The organism is Pseudomonas sp. NUPR-001 (assembly GCF_052147955.1).
GTDB lineage: Bacteria > Pseudomonadota > Gammaproteobacteria > Pseudomonadales > Pseudomonadaceae > Aquipseudomonas.
The window spans coordinates 3,544,289-3,568,452 of sequence record NZ_CP197353.1; the positions used below are offsets into that span (position 1 = coordinate 3,544,289).

The window sequence follows — 24,164 nt, forward strand, 5'->3', positions numbered from 1 at the left end:
TATCAGTCTTTTTATCTAAAATATCCGGGCTGGCCCACTGAGTTTCGAGCGATTTGAATTGGGTAGGCCCAGAAATTCCTCAGAGACTTCAGTGGAGTTCTTTATTGCTCTCGCAGTGCCGGTGGATTTGCTGTCGCCGGATGGGACTGTCGAACCAGCAGTACTGGAACAGGTGCAAGGCGCGCTACTTGCTCTGCATCACTGCCTATGAGGACACGATCAAGCCCTCTACGACCATGCGTACCAATGACCACGACATCACAACGAGTGGTCTCGACCTGCTCCACTATCAAATCAGAAACGCGCTCTCCCTTGCTGACGATCAGCGCTGTCTCGACAGCGATCCCATCCTGCCGCAAGCGGGTTGCAGCTTGATCAAGCATTGCCTGACCTCTGGACAAGAACCCTGGAAATACTTCGTCGATGTAGACTTTTGGCGGTTCATATCCGCTGCTGAGTCTCAGTTCCTCGATCACATGCAAAAGAACAACCATGGCACCATTCGTTTTTGCTAGGTCGGCGGCATGCTCCATCGCGTGATGGGAAGTTTCACTGCTATCTAGGGGAACCAGGATTCGAGAGTACATAGCTTTTTTCCATGAGTCAGGACGATGAAAAGGCAAACGCAACAGGCGGCGAACATGGCGTGCGGCCACCCATTCTTCATTGGTTGGTTCGACGCCTACGACGACTCGGCTATCTGCGCATGAGATCACTCGCGAATTTATGGCGTTCGCTTGTACATCAATCTTCACCCCAAGATATTCAAGATCACGGCAGACGCGATCACGAATAAAGTCGTTGTGCTCACCAACTCCAGCAGTAAAGATCAAGAGATCAAGTCCACCTAGAACGGCAACTAGAGCGCCTATCTCTCGAACAATCCGCCGTACATAGAGATCTAGCGCCAGGCGAGCGCGTTCACCGGCCTCGCCGGGGTCAGACTCATGCTTACGAATTATTCGTGGCTCTGCCGAAACGCCGGAAATACCTAGCAAGCCGGATCTGCGAAACAGGACATCATTGACTTGGTCAAGTGAGAGTTTGTCTGCACTCATCAAGTAAAGAACAGCACCTGGATCGACAGCGCCCGTACGCGTCCCCATCATCAGCCCATCAAGGGCAGAGAATCCCATTGTGGTCGCAACGCTCTCCAGATTCAGCATTGCACATAGGCTGGCACCATTTCCAAGGTGCGCGACAATCGTGCGCCCCCGTGCTGTCTGAGGATACTGTTCGGCCAAAGTGGTCGACATGAACTCGTACGACAAACCATGAAAGCCATAGCGGCGAACACCCCGTTGCCAAGCCTCATACGGGAGCGGCAGCACCTGTTCGAGCTTTGGTATGGAATGATGGAACCCCGTGTCGAAGCACGCTATTTGCGGAATCTCAGGGTGCTGACGTAATAGATGTTCTATGGCTTGAACTGTGACTGGCTGATGCAGGGGCGCTAATGGAATGAAACTTTTCAAATCAGCCAACACATCAGCGTCAATGCGCACCGGCGAAAAGTACTTGCTTCCACCATGGACCACTCTATGCGCAATGCCGCATAATTCTCGTCCGTTCAGTCGATGGAAGACCTGCTCAAGGATATGTTCCAACGCATCTCGAAACGGGTGCTCAGCGTTGAGATTGATGCGATACGGTGCCGTCCCTGTCTCACCAAAGTCCGGACGTTCCTCTCCTATACCTTGCACCTTTCCATTCCACAGCGGTTTACGAGGGATAACGGGAAGCGATGCATCGAACACGGCAAATTTAATGCTCGATGATCCGCAGTTGAGGACAAGAATTAAAGCGTCTGCAATTTGATTCATAGAAAATTAAGCCTTTCAAATATGAATGAACAAGAAGAGCTTATTGCTGATGCATGGAGTCATCAGCGTCATGACTTTGCTGTTCTGGATAGTGGCGTGCTCATGGCGGCGAGTTTTCGTAATATCTGGCCAGCATCACGGCGATGGCACATGAGGAGATTCTTGCCTCGCGAGAGTCCGCGCGGCTGGTCAGCACGATCGGCACCTTCGCACCCATAACGATGCCGGCGCTGGCCGCATCACCCATGTACTCGATTTGTTTCGCGAGCATGTTGCCACTCTCCAAATCGGGGACAACCAACACGTCTGCCTGTCCAGCGACTTCGGATCGAATCCCTTTAATTTGCGCTGCAGCTAGCGACACCGCGTTGTCGAGAGCCAATGGTCCGTCCAGCACTGCGCCACTGATTTGACCTCTGTCTGCCATCTTGCATAGCGCGGCGGCTTCGAGCGTGGCTGGCATGGATGGATTAATGGTTTCCACTGCAGCGAGTATTGCGACGCGAGGCCGCTCAACACCGATGACATGCGCCAGGTCGATCGCATTTCGGATGATGTCGGCTTTGTCCTGCAGGCTAGGAGCAATGTTGATTGCTGCATCAGTGATGATGAACGGCCGCGGGTAAAATGGCGTCTGCATCAAGAAGCAATGGCTCACGCGGCGCTTGGTGCGAAGCCCCGCTGATGACGTCAGCACCGCAGCCATGAGCTCGTCGGTATGCAGGCTTCCCTTCATCAGAGCTTGTACTTCGCCCTGTGCTGCCATCTTGGCTGCCTGTGCTGCTGCGGCATGGCTATGAGGGACGTCGACAATGGACAGGCTCGTTAGATCAAGCGCAGCTTCAGCGGCGATGGCTTGCAATCGCGCAGCAGGTGCCACCAAGATCGGCTCGACCAAACCAGCCTTCTGCGCGTCCAGCGCTGCTGAGAGGCTCAGGGCATCGCAGGGATGCACGACGGCTATCCGGATCGGGCCGAGTGGCTTCGCATAGTCGATAAGCGCCTTCGAGCCTGCCTTTGCGCTCGTCAATAGTCGCACTTCAGGCAGCGCTGTGCGGTCAACCACAATGTGTTCTCGCGTGGCGGTAATCTCGGCCTCGCCCTCGATCACAACGACTCCATCCTGGTTAACGCATTGGCAGTCTAGAACGACACCTAGGTCCGTCGGATCAAGGCGAAGAATCTCCACCGTGACTCGCAGCGAGTCTCCAATCCTGATGGGCTGCAGAAATTGAAAGTTCTGACGTCGATAGGTCGAGCCAAAGCCAGGCAGGCGAGTGCCCAGGAGTCCGGAGATCAGTGATGCTGCCCACATGCTATGGGCAAGAACACCTTGCCACTTGGGAAATACATCAGACTTCGGATCAGCGTTGGGCGGCTCGAAGCCACCGGACTGTATCGCGAAGAGCTGAGCGTCCTGAGCGGTTAGAGTGCGTTCAATGCTGGCGACATCACCAATAGCCAAGTCATCGAAAATCCGATTGCGCAATACGGAGACATCTTGCATCACGACCGTCCTCTGCGATTTACCGGCACTCGCTTGGCCGGAGGTTGCTTGACTTGAGCCTTAGGTTTTTGCTGAGCAGGTGATCTTGGAGCTTTAGGTTGCGCAGCTATTCGTTTAGAACCGACCTGTTGTTTTGATTTCTGCACTCCGCCAAACGCCCCGGTCTCAGTTGTCTCAGATAGCGTACTTTCAGAAGGTAGAGCACTTAAGTTGCGCTGTTCCGCAGCAACGCTAAATACGGTAAGCATGCGTGCGAGCGACGTTCGTTCGTCGTCGGAGAGTTCGGTTTCAGCGAGATGAATCATCTGCTCAACAGATGAAGCCAATAAGCGGATTTCATCCGCGCTCGCGCTTGCGAGTAATGTTGGGATTGCTGAGATAGCCGCATCCATGTCATATGCCAGCAGCAGCGCCTGGCCGCGTACAAGGTGGCGCCACTCGGCCATGTCGTAGCGTTCATGCTCATGTCGCGGGTCGCGCAGCTGCGCAGCATGGCGATAGCGTGTCGCGTTGCCTTCAGTGCGATTGCGAAGTACATAGAACAAGGCTCGCACGCCAGCTTCCAGCAAACCTCCTTGCAACATACGAGCTTGAGCTTGGCCTAGCTCATACTCCATGAATTCACGGTGTTCGAGGGAGTCGCCAGGATGCGGCCGAATACTCTCGTTATTTGAGTGACCCTGTGCCGCAAGCGCCTGAACCCATGGCGATCCATAGATGCTTTCAAAGATCCACGCCTGAAGTTGGTCTCGATGATCTCTATAAAGGTCCAGTAGAAATACAACGGATCTCGACAGCTCCTTTTCGGCGACCAAGAACGGGTTGGTGTCATCCACGGGGCAGCGTAGCTCTTCAATTTGCCGCGTAGCTTGCTGGATTGTTTCTGCCAAAGGATGGGCACTAGACCACCATCCGTAGGACAGTCGCAGTGGGTGGAGTGCTTGCATCCACTGCGCCGAATAACTCGACGAGCACGCCTTCACCCAAGGTTGAAGGAACGTACGGTAGAGACCAAGATTGATATTGGATATCTGCTCCGCGGCAGCGAATCGGCGGTCACTTTGCGGATCTGGTTTAACGATAGACCGCACCTCATCCACGCTACTGGGCCGGATGAGCATCGTGTATTTGCCATCGGCAGCAACTTCTGGCGTCTCAGCGTCCACCACGTCTGCACGGTAGACTCCAGCAGGAAGAAGGTCGATGATGTCGATACCGGCAGTAAATTCCCGGTGTTCCTTTCTTCCTACGCTGCCTGACACGAAGATGCCGAGATGGCCGATGCTCTCATGCGTTGCAAACACAATAGTTTGATCGTGGCTTAGTACGTCCGAATCATCTCGATAAAGATCCGTGATCCAACCCAGCGCCTGTGGTGGTGGGGTTATGTTGTCCCCATACGAGCAGAAAACCACAATGGGCGAGCGAATGTTGCGCAGATCAATGCGCATGCCATCAGAGGTAATCATCTCTGCCGAGGACAGCTTGTTGCCAATGAACAAGTTGTCCACGATGTATTGCATCTCTACATCATTGAGAAAAACGTACCCGCCCCAGTACTTCTCAAAGCTCAGATAGCGTGAAGCCTCGGTGTCTACGTTTGCGTACAGGTTGTACTGCTTACCCCACCATGTATTCGCGGGGTTAAGGCTTTCGAAATTGCGCACCAGCCAAGCACCATCGAACCGGCCAGCACCAAGGTCACTTGTCATTGCCGTGAGCCAACTCCCACCCAACAAGCCGCCGGCATATCGCATCGGATTGTTGCCCGCCCAATACGAAAGTGGCGCACCAGCCACGATGATGGGACCGAAAAGGTCAGGCCATAGTGCGGCAGCCATCAGAACCTGCCAGCCGGCCTGGCAATTGCCAATCACAGCGGGCTTCCCTACGCTCTCGGGATGCAGTTCGCTCGCTCTACGCACGAACTCAGCATCTGCGCGAGTGACGTCCTCAATGGTTTGACCAGGTACAGGATCTGGAAGGAAACCGACGAAGTAGCACGGATGGCCAGCCTTCAGTGCCGCGCCAATTTCGCTGTCGGGTTTAAAACCTCCGATACCTGGGCCATGCCCTGCGCGCGGGTCGAATACGATGAAAGGACGTTTGCCCTCGTCAGTCGGTTGGTCGATGGTTGGCAGGATTCGCACCATCGCGTAATTGACCGGCCGCGGTAGATCTAGACCAGACATTACGAATTCGCTAGCGAAGTCCAGAACGTTGGGGGTTTCTTCGAGCAAATGCGCGCGGTACTGATCACCCCGTTGTCGCCGAACATCGCTGTACAGGATCGCCCTTTGCCAAGCATCGACCGTATACGATGCTGCGGCCTGCGTTAGGGCCCAGGGACTGCTCATGAGCGAGGTCCACTGCTGGGTATTGAATGTTTCATTGCTCATGACAATCTCCTAGGTCCAGTACCGTGGTTAGTACGCGCTTAGCGCCGTTCGATTGCCAAAGCGATACCTTGGCCCCCGCCAATGCACAGCGTTGCCAATCCTTTGTGGGCATCGCGACGGATCAACTCATGCACCAGGCTTACGAGGATGCGAGCGCCTGATGCTCCGATCGGGTGTCCCAATGCGATCGCGCCGCCATTGACGTTGACTTTCGATGCATCAAGTTCCAGGTCATGGGACACGGCAAGCGCCTGGGCGGCAAATGCCTCGTTGGCCTCGATCAAGTCCAGCTCCTGAAGCGCCCAGCCTGCCTTTTCCAACGCACGCCGAGTTGCCGGGACAGGTCCGATCCCCATGATGGCGGGATCGACACCAGCGGTTCCCCATGCCTTGATCCAAGCCAGCACTGGCAGCCCCAACGCTTGTGCTTTGTCGGCGCTGGCCAGCAGCAGCATTGCTGCACCGTCGTTGATCGTGGAGGCATTTCCGGCGGTAACCGTACCGTCCTTCATGAAAGCGGGTTTCAGCTTGGCAAGAGCCTCCGCCGTCGTACCTGCGCGCGGTTGCTCATCGGTGTTGAACTCAATCGGATCGCCCTTGCGCTGGGGGAGACTCACAGGTGTGATTTCATCCTTGAAGCGACCGGCCGCGATGGCTGCGGCAGCTTTTTCTTGCGAGGCGGCGGCGAAGCTATCCTGTTGAGCACGCGTTAGGCTGAACTGCTCCGCGAGATTCTCTGCAGTAATGCCCATGTGGTAGTTGTTGAATGCATCCCACAGGCCGTCTTGAATCAGGCTGTCTTGCAATGGCGCATGTCCAAGCCGCAGGCCTGTTCGCGCTTTGGGCAACACATAGGGTGCGAGACTCATGTTTTCCTGGCCGCCCGCCAGTACCAACTGGGCATCGCCCGCCTGGATGGCTTGCGCCGCCAGCTGAACCGCCTTCAGGCCCGAACCGCATACCTTGTTGATAGTCAGTGCTGATACCTGATGCGGCAGCCCTGCAGCAAGCGCAGCTTGGCGAGCCGGGTTCTGGCCGCTGCCGGCTGTGATCACCTGCCCGAGAATGACTTCGTCGATCTCTTGGGCAGCCACACCGGTGCGTTGCAGGATGGCCTGAATCAAAAGGGCTCCAAGTCGTGGAGCAGGAATCTCAGAGAGACTGCCTTGAAAACTGCCAATGGCAGTACGCGTAGCTGCCAGGATTGCGATATCCATCATGTTCCGAGCCTTGTTCAAATTGGTAAGGGCCCTGCCAGGGGGCCCAGCGCCCCCTGGCAGTGAAGCCATCAGTCAATACATGTGCTGTCCACCGTTCATCGATACGTTGCTGCCGGTCATGAAAGCAGCGGCATCGCTCACGATGAATGCGACCAACGCCGCAATTTCCTTGGGCTTGCCCAGGCGTCCAATGGGGATTGCCGCGACGATCTGCTTCAGAACATCCTCAGCCACCGCCGTGACCATCTTGGTTTCCAAGTAGCCGGGTGAGACCGTGTTGACGGTTACTCCCTTGCGCGCCACCTCTTGGGCCAAGGCCTTAGTGAATCCATGTATGCCTGCCTTAGCAGCCGAGTAGTTCGTTTGACCGAACTGCCCCTTGTTGCCATTGATGGAGGACACGTTGACGATACGGCCCCAGCCACGGTCCAACATCTTGTCAACCAGTGGACGAGTGACATTGAAGACCGAGTCGAGGTTGGTTCGCAGAACCGCGTCCCAACTTTCCTTGGTCATCTTGCGAAGCGTCCCGTCGCGAGTGATGCCGGCGTTGTTGATGAGGATGTCGACCTTATGGCCATCAGCGTGGATCTTGTCGGCCATGGCTTGGCACGCCACATCGTTGCTGATGTCCGCCTCGTAGGCAGTGAATGCATAACCTTGGGCCGACTGCTGTGCGAGCCAAGCCTGGGCATGGCTGTTCTGCGGCGAGTAAGTCACTAACACGGTGTGCCCGGCGTCATGCAGTGAACGCGCAATCTCCTCGCCAAGACCTCCCATGCCCCCCGTTACAAGGGCGGTACGTTTTTCCGCGCTCATGGCTCAACCCGCCTTCTCAGCCTTGGTTCTGGTGTTTGCAGCGGCGGGCTGCCAAATGGCGCCCCATTGCTTGAAAATGTCCTGGAGAGGCTGTGCAGCAGTGGTGGCTCCCACCACCTCCGTCACAGACTTTTGCCAGCTTTCCAGCGCTTGCTGCACACCAACGGTGAAGGCTGCTTGATTCTTGACTGCGATCTGATTGATCGTCTGTGCATCTGTGATGCGCGACTGGAAGAGCCTCCAGAAGCTTTCGGCTGGCAGAGTAGTCAACGATTGCCAATTGGCCGACCGCAACAGGCCTTCGATCTCAGCAGTCGTTTCAGAGATGTTCTCGCTACTGGCCTGCTGAGTGGCTTCAAGCCAGCGATGACCACTTTCCTGCACCAACCGGGTCAGCCGCAGTTGAAGTTCGGTGTTGGCCTTGTACAGATTCAAGGGAAGGGCTTCGATACTCATGGTCATTTCCTCTGTGGTTTTCCTAGGTTATGCCCGTGCGGGCGGCTCTCAGCCCATTTGGCTGATCGTCTTCCGAAAGCGTCGCAGTGACATTACGAACAGAGCTGTCCCTATCACGAGCAACGCCAGAAAATTCGTCCAGACAACCTCCAATCCGGCACCGCGGAAGAGGATGGATTGGCCTAATTCAAAGAAATGAGTTGTCGGCGCGAGCAGCATGAGGTTCTGCAAGAGCTCAGGCATTGACTCACGAGGCGTCATGCCGCCAGACAGCATCTGTAGCGGGAAAAGCGTGAGCATCAGAAGCAGCCCGAACTGAGGCATGCTTCGCGCAAGGGTTGCCATGTAGATGCCCAAGGCAGTCATGGCAAATATGCACAAGGCTGCGCCGGTAAAAAACAGAAGCAATGACCCTTGGACAGGGACTTGCAGTGCTCCATGTATCACGAGGATGAGCGACAGCCCTGTGCAGACCAAGACCACTGATCCCATGGACCAGATCTTCGAAATCATGATCTCGCCGGCCGTGACAGGCATCACCAGCAGGTGCTCGATCGTTCCATGTTCGCGCTCACGGATCAGTGCGGCGCCGGTCAGAATGATGGCGAGCATCGCAACCATGTTGATCAGTTCCGCAACGCTGCCAAACCAAGATGCCTCCAGCATTGTGTTGAAGCGTGCTCGCACAACCAACTCGACCGGCTGCTCGGGCGCATTGCGAAAGCGCTTTACGAACTCTTCAATTTCCGCGTAGACAATCTGCTCAACGTACTGATGCCCAATGAAGGCCTGACTCATCTGGGTAGCGTCGATATTGAGCTGGATCTCCGGAACTCTTCCAGCAAGGACATCGCGCTGAAAACTGGGAGGAATATTCAGAACAAAGGTGAACTTCCCGCGGTCCATGCCGGCATCCATTTCCGCCACGGAAATCCGCTGTGGCTGTGTGAACTGCGGTGCATAAAACGCCGAGGAGATCCGCTCGGAGAGCAACGATTGATCTTCATCGACAATGGCGATGGATGCGTTATGGAGTGGCTCCGGTACAAGCGTTGCTGCGCTATAGATATCGAGCGTGAATATGTACGCTGTCAGCAGGAGCATGATGGGGTCTCGTATCAGACTCCAAAACTCCTTACGCCCAAGCCGGAGGATATTCATGAGGCTGCGCATCTCATCTCTCCTGCTTCTTCAAAAAGAAAATTGCGGTGCCAAGGATTAGTGGGATGGAAATGCCCATCGCGATCACCGTCAGGTACAAATCATTCATGCCCAGCGCTTTGCTAAAAACCCCGCGACTGATCAGCACCATGTGCGTTGCTGGATACATCTCCCCAAAAGTTTGAGAGCTTCCTTCTAGAGAACTCACCGGGTTGATGAGGCCGGTGTACTGCATCGCCGGAATGAGCGTGCCGATCACAGCAATGAAGAGCGCGGCGATCTGACTGCGCGTGATGGCGGATGCCAACAAACCCATGCCCGTTGAAACGATGCAGAACAGCAGGGCCGATAACGTGAGAGTGATGAAGCTGCCCTTGATCGGAACTTGAAAGAGGGTGACCGACAACAAGCACATGCACAGAAAATTCACCATGCCCAGGCCTACATACGGAAGCTGCTTACCGATGAGAAACTCTGTGCGGGTGACCGGTGTGACGTAGAGATTGATGATGGAACCCAACTCTTTCTCACGCACCACCGCCAGGGCAGTCAGCATGGCCGGCAGCATCAGCAACAGCAGAGCGACGATGGCAGGCACCATGGCCTTGATGCTTTCAACATCTGGGTTGTAGCGGTAGCGTGCCTGTATCGAGGCCTGGCCAGGAGCCACGGAGTTCGAACGCAGACCCGTTTGCTCGACCAGCCAATGCGCATACACGCCGTTCACATAGCCCTTTACTGTCTCAGCGCGTGATGGCATTGCACCGTCAATCCAGGCAGCGATTTCCACCTTGCGCCCACGGGTCAGGTCTCGACCAAAACCGGGAGGAATCTCAATGGCGACTGTCAGTTCGCCGCGCCGCATCCGTCGATCCAGTTCGCCTTGAGAACTGATTGGCGGCTGCTCCAGGAAGTAGCGAGAGCCCGACAAGCTCTGTATGAAACTCCGGCTGGCGGCACTTTGGTCGCCATCCAGAACAGCAAAGCGCATTTGGTTGACGTCCATGTTGACGCCAAAGCCCATCATGACCATGAGCAGCAAAGAGCCCACCAACGCCGTCGTCGCCCGTATGGGATCTCTTCGCAACTCCAGCACCTCACGCCAGGCGTAGCTCAGGAGGCGCTGCAAGCTGAAGGATTTAGGGCTCACTGCGTCCGAGTGTGGCTTGCTCTCAGTGCTCTTTTCAGCCTTGTCATCCCCCTCGGATTCGTTGCCAGGGGCACTACCGCCTGCATCGACCAGATATCCAATAAACGCCTCTTCCAGAGTCTTGGCGCCGCGCTTCTCCACCAACCGGGCTGGTGCGTCACTGTCGAGCACCTTTCCTGCGTGCATCATCGACATGCGATCGCAGCGCGCTGCCTCGTTCATGAAGTGGGTAGAGATAAAAATCGTCACGTGATCACGACGCGACAGTTCGACCAACAGATGCCAGAAGCCGTCGCGTGCGACCGGATCCACCCCAGAGGTCGGCTCATCCAGAATCAGCAATTCCGGCTTGTGCACCATTGCCACAGCCAGCGACAGACGTTGGCGCATGCCAAGGGGCACACTGTCTGGAAGGCTGTCGAGGATAGGAGCGAGGCCAAACCGCTCAACCATTTCCTCGACGCGCCCAGCGACTTCGCCAGCAGGGACGTGGAATAGCTGAGCGTGAAGCACCAGGTTCTGGTGAACAGTCAACTCGCTGTACAGAGAGAACGCTTGCGACATGTACCCAACGCGCCGTCGCGTATCGATGTCCCGGGGATCTACTTCATGCCCGAACAGCCATGCATTACCTTCGGTGGCGACCAGCAACCCGGTCAGCATCTTCATCGTCGTGGACTTTCCGCAGCCGTTGGAGCCAAGGAAGCCAAATATCTCGCCACGGCGAATACGGAAGGACACGTGGTCTACGGCGGTGAAGTCACCAAACCGCATCGTCAGATCCTTGGCCTCGATCGCGATGTCATCCGCATCCGTTTGAAGCGGTGGGATTTCTACCGGTTTGTGACCACGCTTCTTCTCTTCTGGAAGCAGCCTGATGAATGCCTCTTCGAGGCTTGGACTACCTGTACGCTCCAAGATATCTTTGGGCGTGCCAGTGGCCAGCACTCCACCGTCGTCCATTGCAACCAGCCAGTCGAAGCGCTGGGCCTCATCCATGTAAGCGGTGGCCACAATGACGCTCATGGAAGGGCGCTCACTGCGAATGCGATCAATCAAATCCCAGAACTGTGCGCGGGCTAGCGGGTCGACGCCTGTTGTTGGCTCATCGAGTAGCAAGAAGTCAGGGTCGTGAATCAGTGCGCAACACAGTCCCAGCTTTTGTTTCATTCCGCCGGAAAGCTTGCCCGCAGGGCGGTTCAGGAACGATTTCAGGCCGGTGCTCTGCGTCAAATCGTCAATCCGTCTACGCCTTTCAGACTCCGAATGGCCGAAGAGCCTGGCAAAAAATTGCAGGTTCTCTTCCACCGACAAGGTCGGATAGAGGTTTTTTCCCAACCCCTGAGGCATGTACGCAATGCGAGGACATACGAGATCGCGGTGCGCCTTGCTGCGCATGTCACCGCCCAATACCTCTACCTGTCCATCCTGGATTGCGCGCGCACCGGCCAGTAGAGACAGCAAGCTGGATTTACCGACGCCGTCGGGGCCGATCAAGCCGACCATGCATCCGGACGGTACTTCAAGATCCAGAGCGGATAGCGCGACCGTGGAGCCATAGCGCAGGCTGAGTCCACCCACCCGCGCAACGGCCTTGTTAGACACCCCAACGTTCATGGATCACTCCTGCGCGCGAATGGCAAGTGGAGTGGGCCAAGGAGACTCGGCATCGAGTTTTACCCAAGCGACGCCTGGCACACCTGCCTTGACCTCCTTGGCATGGCGACGCAAGAAGTCTTCGGAGACTTGGGCACGCACCCGAAACATCAGCTTCTGGCGTTCGCTGGCGGTTTCTACGGATTTAGGTGTGAATTGAGCATTGCTGGCAACAAAGGAGACCGTTGCCTTGATCGGATTGTCGGGGGCTGAATCCAGAACAATGCGAACTTCGCTGCCAAGTGCGATACGTCCTGCTGCCTTCTCCGGAAGAAAGAAGGTCATATAAACATCGGACAGGTCGATGATGTTTAACACCGTCCCGCCAGGGCTTAGTACCTCACCCGGCTCGGCAACGCGAAACTGCACGCGGCCATCTCTGGGCGCACGCAACTCGCTGTCGTTGATGTCGGCATCGATGCGGCTGACCGTGGCGAGGGCTGCAACGACGGCGGATCGAGCGCCCACCACATCCGCTTCACTCGCTTTGACCGCGGCCTGCGCGGCCGACACCTGCGCGACGCTAGCCGCGACAGCCGCTTGAGCACCACGCACAGTCGCTCTGTTGTCATCCAACTCTTGAACCGACGAGGCACCTTCTTTCGACAGGACCTCCGACCGCGCGACGCGGCGACGTGCCGCGTCCAGTTCAGCTTCTCGCTGCGCAACCACGGCTTGCGCGGCAACCAGGTTGCTCTTGTTCAGTGCCACTTGGGCTTCTGCTGAGCTGACCGCATGCTCAGCTCTCTGGCGCCCCGCATCCGCTTCCGCGCGCTGTGCTTGCAGGATGTCCACTTGCATCCTCGCCAACGGGTCGCCAGCTTTGACCACGTGCCCCTCGCGCACCAACACCTGCTCGATGCGCCCTCCGAGCTTGGTTGAAATGTCCGTTTGAATCGCTTCGATTCTCCCGTTGCCACTGACGAATCCTTCGCCGTAGGCATCGCCAGATTGTGACGACCAGTACCACCAGCCGGCCAGGAGCGCGCCTGTTATCAGCACTGCCGGTACAACTTTATTTTTCAAGGAAATAGACATAGTCATGTGCGTCATTCACCGAATGGAGGAAGGAGTCTCTGCCTGTGCGGGGTGCACAGGCATGGAGCGAGATTGAAGATCTGCTCCACCACCAAGCGCGGCGTACAACGCCACCTGACTGGAGAGGAACGAGCGACGCACCTGGATGAGTGACTGCTGGGTATCAAGCAGGTCGCGCTGTGCGTCCAACACTTCCAGGTAGGCTGCAGAGCCGTTGTCGTAGAGCAGTTGTGCAAGGCGCGCACGTTCTTGCTGAACATCCAAAGAAGTGCGCGCGATACTCAGCTCATCGGCAAGCCATCGTTGGTCGGATAGCGCATCAGCAACCTCCCGAAAGGCGGTCTGGACAGTCTGCTCATAGCTTGTGATCGCCATGTCCCGCCGGACTTCGGACAAATCGAGACTGGCCCGCCTTTGCCCACCGTCGAAGATGGGCAGGGAAACTGTGGGGACGAACGCCCACGCTCGACTACCTGACTCGAACAAGTCGTTGAGCTGTGAGCTTGCAGTGCCCCACGTGCCGGTCAAGGCAATACGTGGAAAGAAGGCGGCACGTGCTGCACCGATGTTGGCATTCGCCGCACGCAAGCGATGTTCGGCTGAAAGAACATCGGGGCGGTTCACCAGTAACTCCGACGGTAGCCCAGGCGTCAATTCGATGAAGTCCGCAGGCTCAGGCATTTGCTTTACCGGCCACTCGAGGTCAGTACCGCTGCCAAGCAGCTGCGCCAGGGCGTGGTATTGATTCGCCCGCTGCTTGGCGAGCTGTACCTGCAGAGATTTGGCCTGGTTCAGGAGCGTCTGAACTTGGGTGAGAGCAAGTTTGGAGGTCGATCCAACCTGATATCGGCGCTCGAAAATGCGATAGGACTCTTCGCGACTGGCGACCGTTTGCTGGGCGATCGCGACCCGATCGTCCAGTTCTCGCAGCCCTAGATAGCCGTCTGCGACTTGCGTGATCAAGGCGATCCGTACAGCTTGATGCGCTGCATCCGTGGCCAACCAGCTTTCCAGCGCTGACCGATTAAGGCTACGGATTCGCCCCCAGAGATCAAGTTCCCAACTGCTGAGGCCTACCTCAGCTCGGTACTCCCCGCCCACCTGGGGTACACCTGGTGGGTTGAGGTCTGCAGGGACTCTTGACCGTGCTGCTTTCCCTCCAACACCGATCCCCGGAAAACTCTCGGAGCGCTGGATGCGGAAGGCTGCACGAGCCTCTTCGACACGAAGTACCGCAGAGCGCAGATCCTTATTGTTTTCCAGCGCTGTCGCAATCAGTTGGCGCAGAAGTGGGTCGGCAAAGTACTGATCCCAAGCAAGCTCAGTTGCTTGTCGGCCTACGCTGCCCGGTCGCGTGCTGACATCCAGCCACGCATTGGGAACAGGCAGCGGCGGAGTTGCATCCGGCGGGGCCATAGAGGTGCAGCCGGCAAGCAAGCTAATCAAAACCCCAGCGGCAACAGTGCCGAGAGGCGTAGCGCCTGGAGACCTCCGAGAGGCGCACAGGCGTGGCGTACTAGCGCCTTGATCGCCAGGCTTGTAAGTCATACGGAGCCCTTCCCGTCTTTGTCGGAGACGGACGCTCCAGGGAGCATGCTTAACAGTTGCTTGCTGATACGTTCCCGCAATTCCGCAGGGATGGCCTGGTTCGTAATTGACTCATATGCCCAAAGACCATCGGCGGCCAGGCGGACAATCCAGTGCATCGCATCGTCATCCGTTGCTTCACCGGCCAATCCCGGTGCCCACCGAGTAATGACATCCGTCCAAGGGGCCGCCAGCTCAGGACTGGTAGAGCCCTCCAGCATGAACTGCAGCTCCACGCGAGTGGCGCTCATTTGGGTGGCCACCTTCACATATGCTGCGAAGCGCTCCTGTGCCGTAGCCTCCGCTGCAGTTTTTCCGGCCGCGGCTTCCAGGCCGCTTTCCCATTGCTGGGAAACATATTCGTGAAGCCCCAACAGCAAGGCTTCACGCGATGGGAAGTGATACAGCATGCCTCCTCGGGTCAACCCGGCTTCGGCGGAGATTGACTCATAGGCGAGAGCGGTTATTCCTTCTCGACTGACGACACGAATCGCCGCGTCGAGGATTTTTGTACGATTGCTTGAGCGCATATACCGAAACTCCATTAATGAATTGAGGACGCAGATGAGCCTGGCCCATACGCACGCAGCATGCGGCGTGCGACGACTGCGCCAATGCCCAGGATTCCCCCAACAACCCACAGCACTACGACGTAGGCATTTGCAAATGCCAATGACGCGGCTTCAATAATCTCTTGATCTGTCTGACCGCCCTGCGTGGCGAGCTCAAAAGCCTGCGCAACGCCCGAAGCAGCAATGTCAGGTGTTCCTGGCGGAAATTCCACGCCTGTGGAATACAGCATTCCCAATAGGCTGCCGAGCAGCGCGACAGCGATGAGGCCGCCAAACTCGTAGGAAACCTCTTCGACTGATGAGGCCATGCCAGCCCGCTCGGGAGGGGCATTACCAACAATAGCTGCGGACGCCACGGCCATCACGAGGCCGAGTCCAGCACCGTTCAAGACCATGCCGGCTATCAGCCAACCGATTCCGTAGTGAAGACCTGCCGATGTCGCGAAAGCACCGAGCGCCGCAATGGCTAGGCCACTGGAAATCAGCATGCGCAAACCGAGCTTGTGCAGAAATGCTCCGCCAAGCAGAGCCGTTGGAACCGTGCCAACCACGACTACGGACACAAGCAAGCCTGCCTGCAAGGGGGTAAAGCCTGCGACCAGCTGGAAGTACTGGGTGGTCGCCAACTGGGTACCCCCAACTGAGAACATGGTCAGGGCCGCAGCGATGACCCCTGCGGAGAACGCTGGATTGCGAAAGATTGAGAAGTCGAGCAGCGGATGAGGCAATTGAGTTTGCCGACGAACGAAGACATACCCCGCGCCAACTGCAACCAACCAAGCAACGCCAGCCCCAAGCCAATCAGGATGGGCCTGGGCAAGATGCTTGATCCCGAGGGTCAGCGCCGACAAGGCGACTAGCGCAAGTAACGAGGAAGCAAGATCCCAGGGCTTTTCTTTTTCGATTGAACCTGACGGGGCAAAAATCAACGTCCCGATGATGGCCACCACAACTACCGGGACATTGATGAGGAAGACCGACCCCCACCAAAACCGCGCCAGAAGGAGTCCACCAATGATCGGACCTAGTGCCGCACCGACGATGGCGATGCAGCCCCAGATCGATATCGCAATATTGCGCTCTCGCTCGTCGACAAAGGTGATACGTATCAGCGCAAGCGTTGCCGGCATCATTGCCGCAGCACCTACAGCCAAGGCAGCGCGGGCACCGATCAAGACGGTAGAGCTTGGGGCGAAGGCGGCAGCTATCGACGCGATGCCGAAAATGACCAACCCCCCGAGGAACATCCTCCGATGACCAAGTCGATCGCCGAGGGTTCCGGCCCCCAGTAGCAGCCCGGCCATGACCAACGGATAAGCGTTGATGATCCACAAGCCCTCCGTCGGAGACGCATGCAGCTCACGGCTCAGTATTGGCAGCGCTGTGTAGAGCACTGAATAGTCGACCGTGACCAGCAGGAGGCCCGCCGCAACGGTGACCAGCAGGAGCCATCGCCTTGATGTTGAGAGGGTTGCTATTTCCATTGTTCTGAATTCCGAAGTGAGACGACGCAGCAGCCTTCACGAGACTGCATGCGGTTCATGCAGGTTGAGACTGTACATTGCATCCTGTACAGTTACAAGCTTGAATCATGTGCCAAGTGCTGCTTGTTGCTCTGCCACTCGTGGAGCAGCGCTGACTGCGCGGCGTCTGACACATGCCTGGTCGCGGAGCGCGCAGCGCAAGCACTTTGGCCTGACACGGAGCGCCTCTGGAGACTGCGCGCGCCCGCTGCGCGGGAAGCACGGTCATGCTCATCAAGCCCCGAGGGGCTCAATGGAGTCGAATGGAACTACGACATTTGCGTTGCTTTATGGCATTGGCCGAAGAACTGCACTTTTGCAGGGCTGCAGCGAGGCTTCACATTGAGCAGTCCCCGTTGTCCAGGGCCATCAAGGAGCTTGAGGAGCACGTTGGTGCACGCTTGTTTGAACGCAACCGGCGCGGGACGTATCTGACGCCAGCTGGAGAAGCCTTCCAGCGAGAAGCGAGGCGGGTCTTCCTAGCACTGGAAAATGCGATTGAAGAAGCAAAAGCTGCCGCAGCAGGCCAGGCAAACTCTTATCACCTTGCGATTTGCGACGGGCTTACTCAGCCGAGACTTGCAGCATTTCTTGCAAATCTAAGAGAGGAGCAACCTGAGATTTCAGTACGAATATCAGAGGTGACCCTAGCTGAACAATTGCGAGGACTTCGCGATGGCACCTTTGATATTGGGTTTTCTCGCATGAGCAGCACCGGCGACGACATCGTTTCATTGCCTCTATGGCAAGAAAGGCTCGTGCTGGCCATACCTAGGCGACATCCATTACTTGCCTACGCAAGAGTGCCACTTGAGGAACTGCTTCGATACCCATTAGTAGGGTGCCACCCGGAGGTGTGTGAAGGCTATTTCCATAGCATCGAAAACTTACTGCGCGGATCTAGCGTTCAGCCCAATTTTATAGGGCAAGCAACCTCCTTGAGTATGCTCATGACGTTGGTAGCTGCCGGATATGGTGTTGGGTTTGTTACCACCCCTCAATCGGACGCTTGCAAATGCTCCGACGTCGTCACACGCCCAATATCCATGCAAAGCCCAATGCTGACAACATTCCTACTTCGAAAGATGCGTGAGGACACGCCAGAAAGCTTGACAGGATTTGTAGACCGCGCGCTCAGGGAGCTGGGCGACGATCTCAGCGACTGTTAATACAGTTCGATTTGCAAAAACCCAATCATCCATAATGTCGGTCATTGAGTGAAGTGACGCTTTCCACGGGATGCGGCTTGCTGTAGTAACGTACGGCTGATATTTCATGAATGACAATCGAGTCCCGTCTCAACGATAGCGCCGGATGCACCGCACGGTGCCCATGCCGCGACGCGTTCCGGTCCATGAAATTGATCGATGGACGGAACCAGCGGCCAGGCCCATCCTCCTCATACTCCCATAGCGCGATTTGGGCAGTCGCGTCCTCGGCATCGGAGAGAGTTACATCGCAGGCTTTTCGAAACAACACAACGTTATCTCCTGCCGGCGGCTCATCTGGGCGACGGCTTTGCGCCGATGGGTAGATGATGCCGTCGACAGCCAATTTATGATGGGCAGCAAGATAGTCGGCAACGGCCTGCGTCACGAGATAGTCTCGATCTTGCAGTTCAGGGACCACAGGTGCCGACAGGCGCTCGCCCAACGTCCTCAGAAAGTCGCGTCGCTGCGCTGCGGCACGTGTCGCCGGATCGAAGAGGCTTGTACCGGGTGGCAGCTCGACGTTAGCCAGTCGCCGAAGATCCAATAAGCGCAGCGGGCGAATCACCTCGAATGCCGCCATAGCAATCCGGCTGCCCACTGGTGGGCGTACCTCGGCAATGCAAATATCAGGATCCGTGGCGCCGTAGAACGCAGGCTGGCCCTGCCCGTTCATTCGGCCGGCAGCGCCAAGTCCCGCCGCAGGTGACCCCAGAAATCGTTCAGGCCAACGAAGCGCGGCAACAAGTGCTTCGTCAGTTTGGAATACTCGCCCCCTGTAGAGCGTCTTCAATGATGTATGTGGTCCCGCATCGATAACGACCGGCTGGCCCTCTTTGTCTCGATCATTGATGAGCTCGCCGAAGATCGTGCTGAGCAATGTTAGCGCCTTGGGATTGAAGTAGCGTATGTCAGAGCGCAGGCTGTCTTCCATCTCGCGCCATGCGTGCCCGAGCGGCTCCGCCATAGAAGACCTGAGGACAAACCAGGGGTCGTCATCGCCGTAGCGAGACTCTCCCGAGTCAGCGTCGTACCATAGCGTGCCGAGATGTTCGACGACCACCTCGACGGCCTCCTGAGGAATGCCGGTCAGCTCCGAAATCGTGGCCTGCAGGTCATTCCCGGCCGGCGTTCGGCCGAAGTGGATCACCGCCATGGTGTGGCTAGATTCCTCAAAAAACGTATCGATAACTTCCCCGCAAAGTTGGGCGACCTCCCAAAGGTCTGCTGCAGGTGCATCACCATCGCAGTACTCGCAAGAGTTCTCGGATGTCGCGGCGTCTCGCACCAGCCGCTGTAGATACGTCTCTCCAACACAATCAGCGCATATAAAACCCATACGGAAGCCCCAAAGCAGTTTGTCAACTCCATCAATTGACAGAACTATGACATGGGCTTGCCAACATCGGCGAACTTAGACCGCTGCCAGGGAGCGATGCGACGGGCGCCAACCTCTGGAGTTGGTTAAGCTGGCCAACATGGAAAATGAACCTGGGCACACAAGGAAGCACTATGCCAAGCAAACGAGCGACAACTGAAGAGACGGAAGCCGATCTGGAAGCACGCGTCCGGGCGGCGATCAAAGTGGCATTTCCTTGGATGCCAGACGGCGCCATCAAGCACCAGATCAAGTTCACTTTCAAATTCGGACGCCAGACCCTGGAGGTCGATGCCGGGAAATCCCGTGCCGAGGCCCGACTAGACATCCTTCTGGAGAAGGATGAAAAGCCTCTGGCCATCATGGAGCTTAAGAGACCCGGCATCACCCTGACCGATGACGACAGCGCACAAGGGTTGTCGTATGCACGATTGGTCCAGCCTCCGGCGCCGCTTGTGGTGATCACTAACGGCACCGCCGTCAGGATCCTTGAAACCTCCACGGGGAATCCCTGGCAACCAGCAACCCCGACAGAAGATGCGTTCCAGGACCTCATAACGCAAGCGAGCCGCGTCGCAGGTGCCGACGTCCGGCATGCCGTCGATACCTTGATGGGTACCACACCGACTGTATGGATGCAGGCCGTTCGCCTCGTGTCCTCGGAGACGATCGCAGAGCTCACAGCGTCCTGGGACGAACCAGCTCTTCCGTTCGCTGCTGAATTCCTAGCTCCACGTGCTGCAACACATCAGTTGTGGCGGAGCTTGGTTACGGGTGAGCGATTGCTGATTCTAGAAGGCTCGCCTCTCACTGGAAAAAGCAACGTGCTTCGCGAACTTTGCGCACGCACAGAGCAAAGCGATACGCTCGCTATCCTGTACGTTGAGACGGGTGTTGGAGGCGGCGCGCTCCAAACACTGGCCGATGCCCTCTCGCGATCGCTGAGTTGGCCCGTGTCCCCTCAAGAGGCCCGTAACTGGCTGATCCGTGTCTCAAAACACGACGGCGTGAGGTTGGTTTTGGCGTTTGACGGGTTGCACGTGGCCGACACCACGTCCCTGCGCGAGATCGAAGATCTCACCTCCAGCACTTTTGGCGCGTCGCTGTCAGTCGTGCTCGCGATGGATGACACTGTGGCGCAGAGCGTGCTCAAAGCACCAAACCAGCGCTCTCTTTCTCCATTGGGGCGCCGATCCAAGGTAGTGCGCGTCGGATATCTGAGTGACCGGGAGTTCAAGCTTGCTCATGCTCTTTTGGGAAAGCGCCGCCTGTACTTGATGCATGGCGCTGATATGACCCCCGAGTATCGAGAACCATGGGTGCTGCGGGCGATCAGCGGATATGGTCATGCAGCACTCACAGGCAAGCCAGATACGCAGGCCCTCTCACTGCCCTCGCTGCTCGGGCCACGGTTGATGCAGCTCGTACGAACACGTTTCGCAAACGACCACGAACTGCGGCGGAGGTTCAGGGGCTTAGCGCGCTCGATGATTGCGGATGCACAAGACAGAACACGGCCACCAGAAATTGCGCTCCAACAAATGGAGATGGGTGTAATCCGCCGTGCTGCGGTAAGGGCGGAGCTTGAACCCGATGATCTTCAGTGGCTGATTGATCATGGATTCGTTCGCCCTGACATGCACGACGTCGCAGGAGCTACGATTTTGATTCGACTGCCAGAGTTGCTGGCAAGCGAGATGGCACACGCGCTGGCAGACGAAATCGTGCAGCGGTCAAAGAACGACCTGCACGAAGCTGCTGCCTGGATCTCCGGCGCGGCAAGTAATCTTCCACTCGGTGAAGTGGTTGCGGCTCAAGCCCTTGTCGATGCGGCCAAACGGCCAAGCGGCCTGCCCGTCGGCCTCATCACTGCCCTGGTGGACATACCGCCCGAACGCGAGGTACTGGATGCAGGTGGCCACTATGCACTGGCGCTGCCTGATGGCACTTTGGTGGACATCAAGCACCAGCTCGATGGCAAAGCCTTTGTGGTCATTGAGGGGGTTCATCACGAGATTGATCTCGGTGATGATGAACAGGTCGCCTACAAAAACATCCACCCATGGCTAATTCTGTCTCACGTGGCATCCACGCCTTTCGAGGTGGAAGGAGAACATGGGGCGCGCAGAGAAGACCCGAACCTGCTCCTGCAGATTGCGACGTGCCCAATGCCTCTTCGAGGAAATCGTGGCCCGCAATCGCTTCGAATGCTACCCACGGTAGACTTACCCAATGGTATATCAATCGTGGATTCAGAAGCGGGGATCATTGAGCCGATCACGCTCGGCATCCTAGACTATCTTTCCGGCGATGAGGATCAGGCGGACAACTGGGTCGCGACTGCGGCCCATTCAGGCTCAATCGCCTTGCTCTCGCGGGTTCATACGGCACTCGGGGTCCTTGCGGCCTTCGAGACCCACGCAAGAAGCGAATGGGCGAAGTCCCAACTCAGTGCGGTGATTCTTCCCAAATTAGGTGAAGCACTGAACGATGCGGAAGAACCTTCGCCGGAAAACTGAGCCAGCTTGGTCAACTTTCGGAAGGGCGCGCAGTCCAGCAGACGGAGAATATGGCCTAACTATTGAAGATTGCTGGGCGAGGGACAACGATGCGTTCTAGCCCCTCGCTCAGCACAATCCTACCCAACCTCGAGCACGGCTGCTCTGTCCACGAGACGCCTCACGCTTTCGCGAACCGGATCCGGGAACTCAGGCGAATCAATAGGAACCTCCAATGCGGGTTGTGCTGCGGTCAGCAATGCCTGCACTACCTTATCCAGGTTGGTCGGCGTCACTAAGTCGATGGCTACGCGATCGCCCAGCCCAGGCTGAGGTTTTGTCAACAGGTGATACAGCGCCCATGATTCGGCGTGTGAGGCGCGCTTCAGCATCACCTGCGCAAGCTTGAGCTTGAGCGGCACCAACTGCCAGTCGGGCACTCGCTGTCCGCGGTTGCCAATGCTGATGGACAGCAGCTTGCCCGCCTTCAGTTCGCGGTTTATCTGGTCCTTGGACTTGCCCGCCAGCTTGGCGAATAGGGGCACGGGCAAGCTGCTCGACGCCTCGTAGATCTCCAGCATCTCCTCTCGCTCGCGCTGGATGTCCGACACCGCAGGCTCCCGCGCCACCGGGGCCTGCACGATGGGCACAGGAGATAGGCGCTGGAACGCGACGCCTTGACTCCCAGCACTGACAACAATGGGTACGCCATCCGCGGACGGCACACCACCCATTGCCGCTACGATCGCAGCCTCGGCCAGTTTCTCGTCGTCAGCCATCGTCGGCACACCTTCGATGTGGATCGTCAGATGCGTGCTCGCAGCCTCCACCTGCCCCTGCTCCAGAAGGTCCAGGCGGTCGGCCCAGTCCTGCATCATCCGGCGCCGTGGTTCCACATACTTGGCATGGTTGTACGCAGAGCTGACCTTGTTCGGATCGGAATGGGACAACTGGGCGTCCACCCAGATTTTGGGATATCCAACCTCATTGAGCGCCGTCGACAGAGTGCCACGGATGCCATGGCCGGTCAGTTGGTCTTCATAGCCCATCCGGCGCAAAGCGCTGTTGAGCGTGTTTTCGCTGATGCGTTTCTTGAGCTCACTGCGATGTGCAAGGAGATAGCGCTGAGCCGGCTTCATTTCACCGAGGAGATAGCGCACCACCTCAATGGCCTGCAGGGACAGCGGAACGACATAGGGCGGAACATCCTGGGGCCGCTTGCCAGCCTTGCGCATCTCGTCCTGCAGTTGTTTGACGAACTCAGGCGGGATGATCCACAGGCCACGATCTAGGTCAAACTGATCGGGGGTCGCTAGGCGCAGCTCTCCGGTGCGCACACCCGTCAGGAACAGGAGGCGGATGCCCAACTGCGTCTGCAGACCACGCCGACGATAGTCGCGTAGCCTCAGGAGCATCTCGGGCAGCTCATGCAGGCGCAGATAGGGGTTGTGGGCCGTCGGCGGTTTGGGGGCCGCAACCACGTCAAGATCTGAGGCCGGATTGACCTCCATTCCTTCGGCGATCACCAGGGCATAGCGGAACATCTGCCGGAACCAGGTTCGAACCTTTTCCGCAGTGGTGAAAGCCTTGCGTTCCTCAATCTTTGCCAGGACCCCCAGAAGCTGAGGTCGCCGGATGTCGAAGATCGACATCTTGCCCAGGCTCGGCAGCACGTCGCGATCAAAGATCCGCAGAATCTGCGAGAGCGTGCTTTGACGACCCTCCTTGAGTTCCTTGCGGCGATGCTCCACCCAGGCGTCGAAGACCGCCTTGAAGGTATGCTCGGCGGCAAGCTGAATGGCGTGCCGCTTCTGCTTGCGATCGGTGTGCGGATTGATGCCCTTGGCCAGCAGGGCTCTAGCTTCGTCACGCAGGATGCGAGCATCACGCAAACCGATCTCAGGATAGTTGCCCAGTGAGATGCGTTTTTGCTTGCCTAGCCAGTAGTAACGGAAGTGCCACGACTTTCCACCGACTGGTGAGACTACCAGGCCGAGGCCATCAAGATCGGGGAGGTTGTAGAGTTTGCCAGTGGTCTTGGCCTGGCGGACGATCAGATCAGAGAGTGCCATCATCGAGCTCCTAAGTTGAGACTTAGGCTCAATGCTCGTCACGGTTCCACTCCTGGCCCAGCAACAATCCGGTCCTGGATCCACCCGTATTCTTTGG

General features: G+C 57.2%; 16 protein-coding genes. 2 read left to right on the forward strand and 14 right to left on the reverse strand.

The window, feature by feature from the left end; all coding sequences use genetic code 11:
* Positions 1 to 101: 101 nt before the first annotated feature.
* The 12 genes from ACP6KB_RS15840 to ACP6KB_RS15895 form a co-directional block, all read right to left on the reverse strand.
* The gene (locus ACP6KB_RS15840) at positions 102 to 1,823 is read right to left on the reverse strand and encodes an acetate/propionate family kinase (RefSeq protein WP_023098585.1); all 1,722 of its coding nucleotides are present in this window, start codon (positions 1,821 to 1,823) and stop codon (positions 102 to 104) included.
* Between the two features lie 100 nt (positions 1,824 to 1,923).
* Positions 1,924 to 3,330: a bifunctional enoyl-CoA hydratase/phosphate acetyltransferase gene (locus ACP6KB_RS15845; RefSeq protein WP_023098584.1), complete on the reverse strand. Its 1,407-nt coding sequence runs from the start codon at positions 3,328 to 3,330 to the stop codon at positions 1,924 to 1,926.
* Complete coding sequence (locus tag ACP6KB_RS15850) at positions 3,330 to 5,729, reverse strand: DUF3141 domain-containing protein (RefSeq protein WP_442107964.1); 2,400 nt, start codon at positions 5,727 to 5,729, stop codon at positions 3,330 to 3,332. Before ACP6KB_RS15850 ends, ACP6KB_RS15845 begins: the two co-directional genes overlap by 1 nt.
* A 38-nt stretch (positions 5,730 to 5,767) precedes the next feature.
* A complete protein-coding gene (locus tag ACP6KB_RS15855; protein WP_031629828.1) occupies positions 5,768 to 6,949 on the reverse strand; it encodes an acetyl-CoA C-acetyltransferase in 1,182 nt (393 codons plus the stop codon).
* 72 nt (positions 6,950 to 7,021) lie between these two features.
* The gene (gene phbB / locus ACP6KB_RS15860) at positions 7,022 to 7,768 is read right to left on the reverse strand and encodes an acetoacetyl-CoA reductase (RefSeq protein WP_023098581.1); all 747 of its coding nucleotides are present in this window, start codon (positions 7,766 to 7,768) and stop codon (positions 7,022 to 7,024) included.
* A 3-nt stretch (positions 7,769 to 7,771) separates the two neighbouring features.
* A complete protein-coding gene (locus ACP6KB_RS15865) occupies positions 7,772 to 8,224 on the reverse strand; it encodes a phasin family protein (protein ID WP_023098580.1) in 453 nt (150 codons plus the stop codon).
* Positions 8,225 to 8,272: 48 nt separating this feature from the next.
* Positions 8,273 to 9,397 carry an ABC transporter permease gene (locus ACP6KB_RS15870; RefSeq protein ID WP_023098579.1) on the reverse strand — a complete coding sequence of 375 codons (1,125 nt, stop codon included), beginning with the start codon at positions 9,395 to 9,397 and terminating at the stop codon, positions 8,273 to 8,275.
* Between the two features lies 1 nt (position 9,398).
* A complete protein-coding gene (gene rbbA, locus ACP6KB_RS15875; protein ID WP_023098578.1) occupies positions 9,399 to 12,152 on the reverse strand; it encodes a ribosome-associated ATPase/putative transporter RbbA in 2,754 nt (917 codons plus the stop codon).
* Positions 12,153 to 12,155: 3 nt separating this feature from the next.
* Complete coding sequence (locus tag ACP6KB_RS15880) at positions 12,156 to 13,229, reverse strand: HlyD family secretion protein (RefSeq protein ID WP_225321759.1); 1,074 nt, start codon at positions 13,227 to 13,229, stop codon at positions 12,156 to 12,158.
* A 15-nt stretch (positions 13,230 to 13,244) separates the two neighbouring features.
* On the reverse strand, positions 13,245 to 14,777 hold the full coding sequence (locus tag ACP6KB_RS15885) for an efflux transporter outer membrane subunit (protein WP_023098576.1): 1,533 nt from the start codon (positions 14,775 to 14,777) through the stop codon (positions 13,245 to 13,247).
* Positions 14,774 to 15,346, reverse strand: coding sequence for a TetR/AcrR family transcriptional regulator (locus ACP6KB_RS15890; protein ID WP_023098575.1), 573 nt, complete (start codon positions 15,344 to 15,346; stop codon positions 14,774 to 14,776). Before ACP6KB_RS15890 ends, ACP6KB_RS15885 begins: the two co-directional genes overlap by 4 nt.
* A gap of 14 nt (positions 15,347 to 15,360) precedes the next feature.
* Complete coding sequence (locus ACP6KB_RS15895; RefSeq protein WP_023098574.1) at positions 15,361 to 16,872, reverse strand: MFS transporter; 1,512 nt, start codon at positions 16,870 to 16,872, stop codon at positions 15,361 to 15,363.
* 266 nt (positions 16,873 to 17,138) lie between these two features.
* On the opposite strand from ACP6KB_RS15895, the gene ACP6KB_RS15900 reads away from it, so the two are divergent.
* A complete protein-coding gene (locus ACP6KB_RS15900; RefSeq protein WP_023098573.1) occupies positions 17,139 to 18,080 on the forward strand; it encodes a LysR family transcriptional regulator in 942 nt (313 codons plus the stop codon).
* Positions 18,081 to 18,105: 25 nt separating this feature from the next.
* Here ACP6KB_RS15900 and ACP6KB_RS15905 read toward each other — a convergent pair whose 3' ends face one another.
* The gene (locus tag ACP6KB_RS15905; RefSeq protein WP_074198449.1) at positions 18,106 to 19,275 is read right to left on the reverse strand and encodes an RES family NAD+ phosphorylase; all 1,170 of its coding nucleotides are present in this window, start codon (positions 19,273 to 19,275) and stop codon (positions 18,106 to 18,108) included.
* Positions 19,276 to 19,631: 356 nt separating this feature from the next.
* Here ACP6KB_RS15905 and ACP6KB_RS15910 point away from each other — a divergent pair, with 356 nt between their 5' ends.
* Positions 19,632 to 22,016 carry a type I restriction endonuclease gene (locus ACP6KB_RS15910; protein ID WP_023098571.1) on the forward strand — a complete coding sequence of 795 codons (2,385 nt, stop codon included), beginning with the start codon at positions 19,632 to 19,634 and terminating at the stop codon, positions 22,014 to 22,016.
* A 119-nt stretch (positions 22,017 to 22,135) separates the two neighbouring features.
* Here ACP6KB_RS15910 and ACP6KB_RS15915 read toward each other — a convergent pair whose 3' ends face one another.
* The gene (locus ACP6KB_RS15915) at positions 22,136 to 24,067 is read right to left on the reverse strand and encodes a tyrosine-type recombinase/integrase (RefSeq protein WP_023098570.1); all 1,932 of its coding nucleotides are present in this window, start codon (positions 24,065 to 24,067) and stop codon (positions 22,136 to 22,138) included.
* Positions 24,068 to 24,164: the final 97 nt, after the last annotated feature.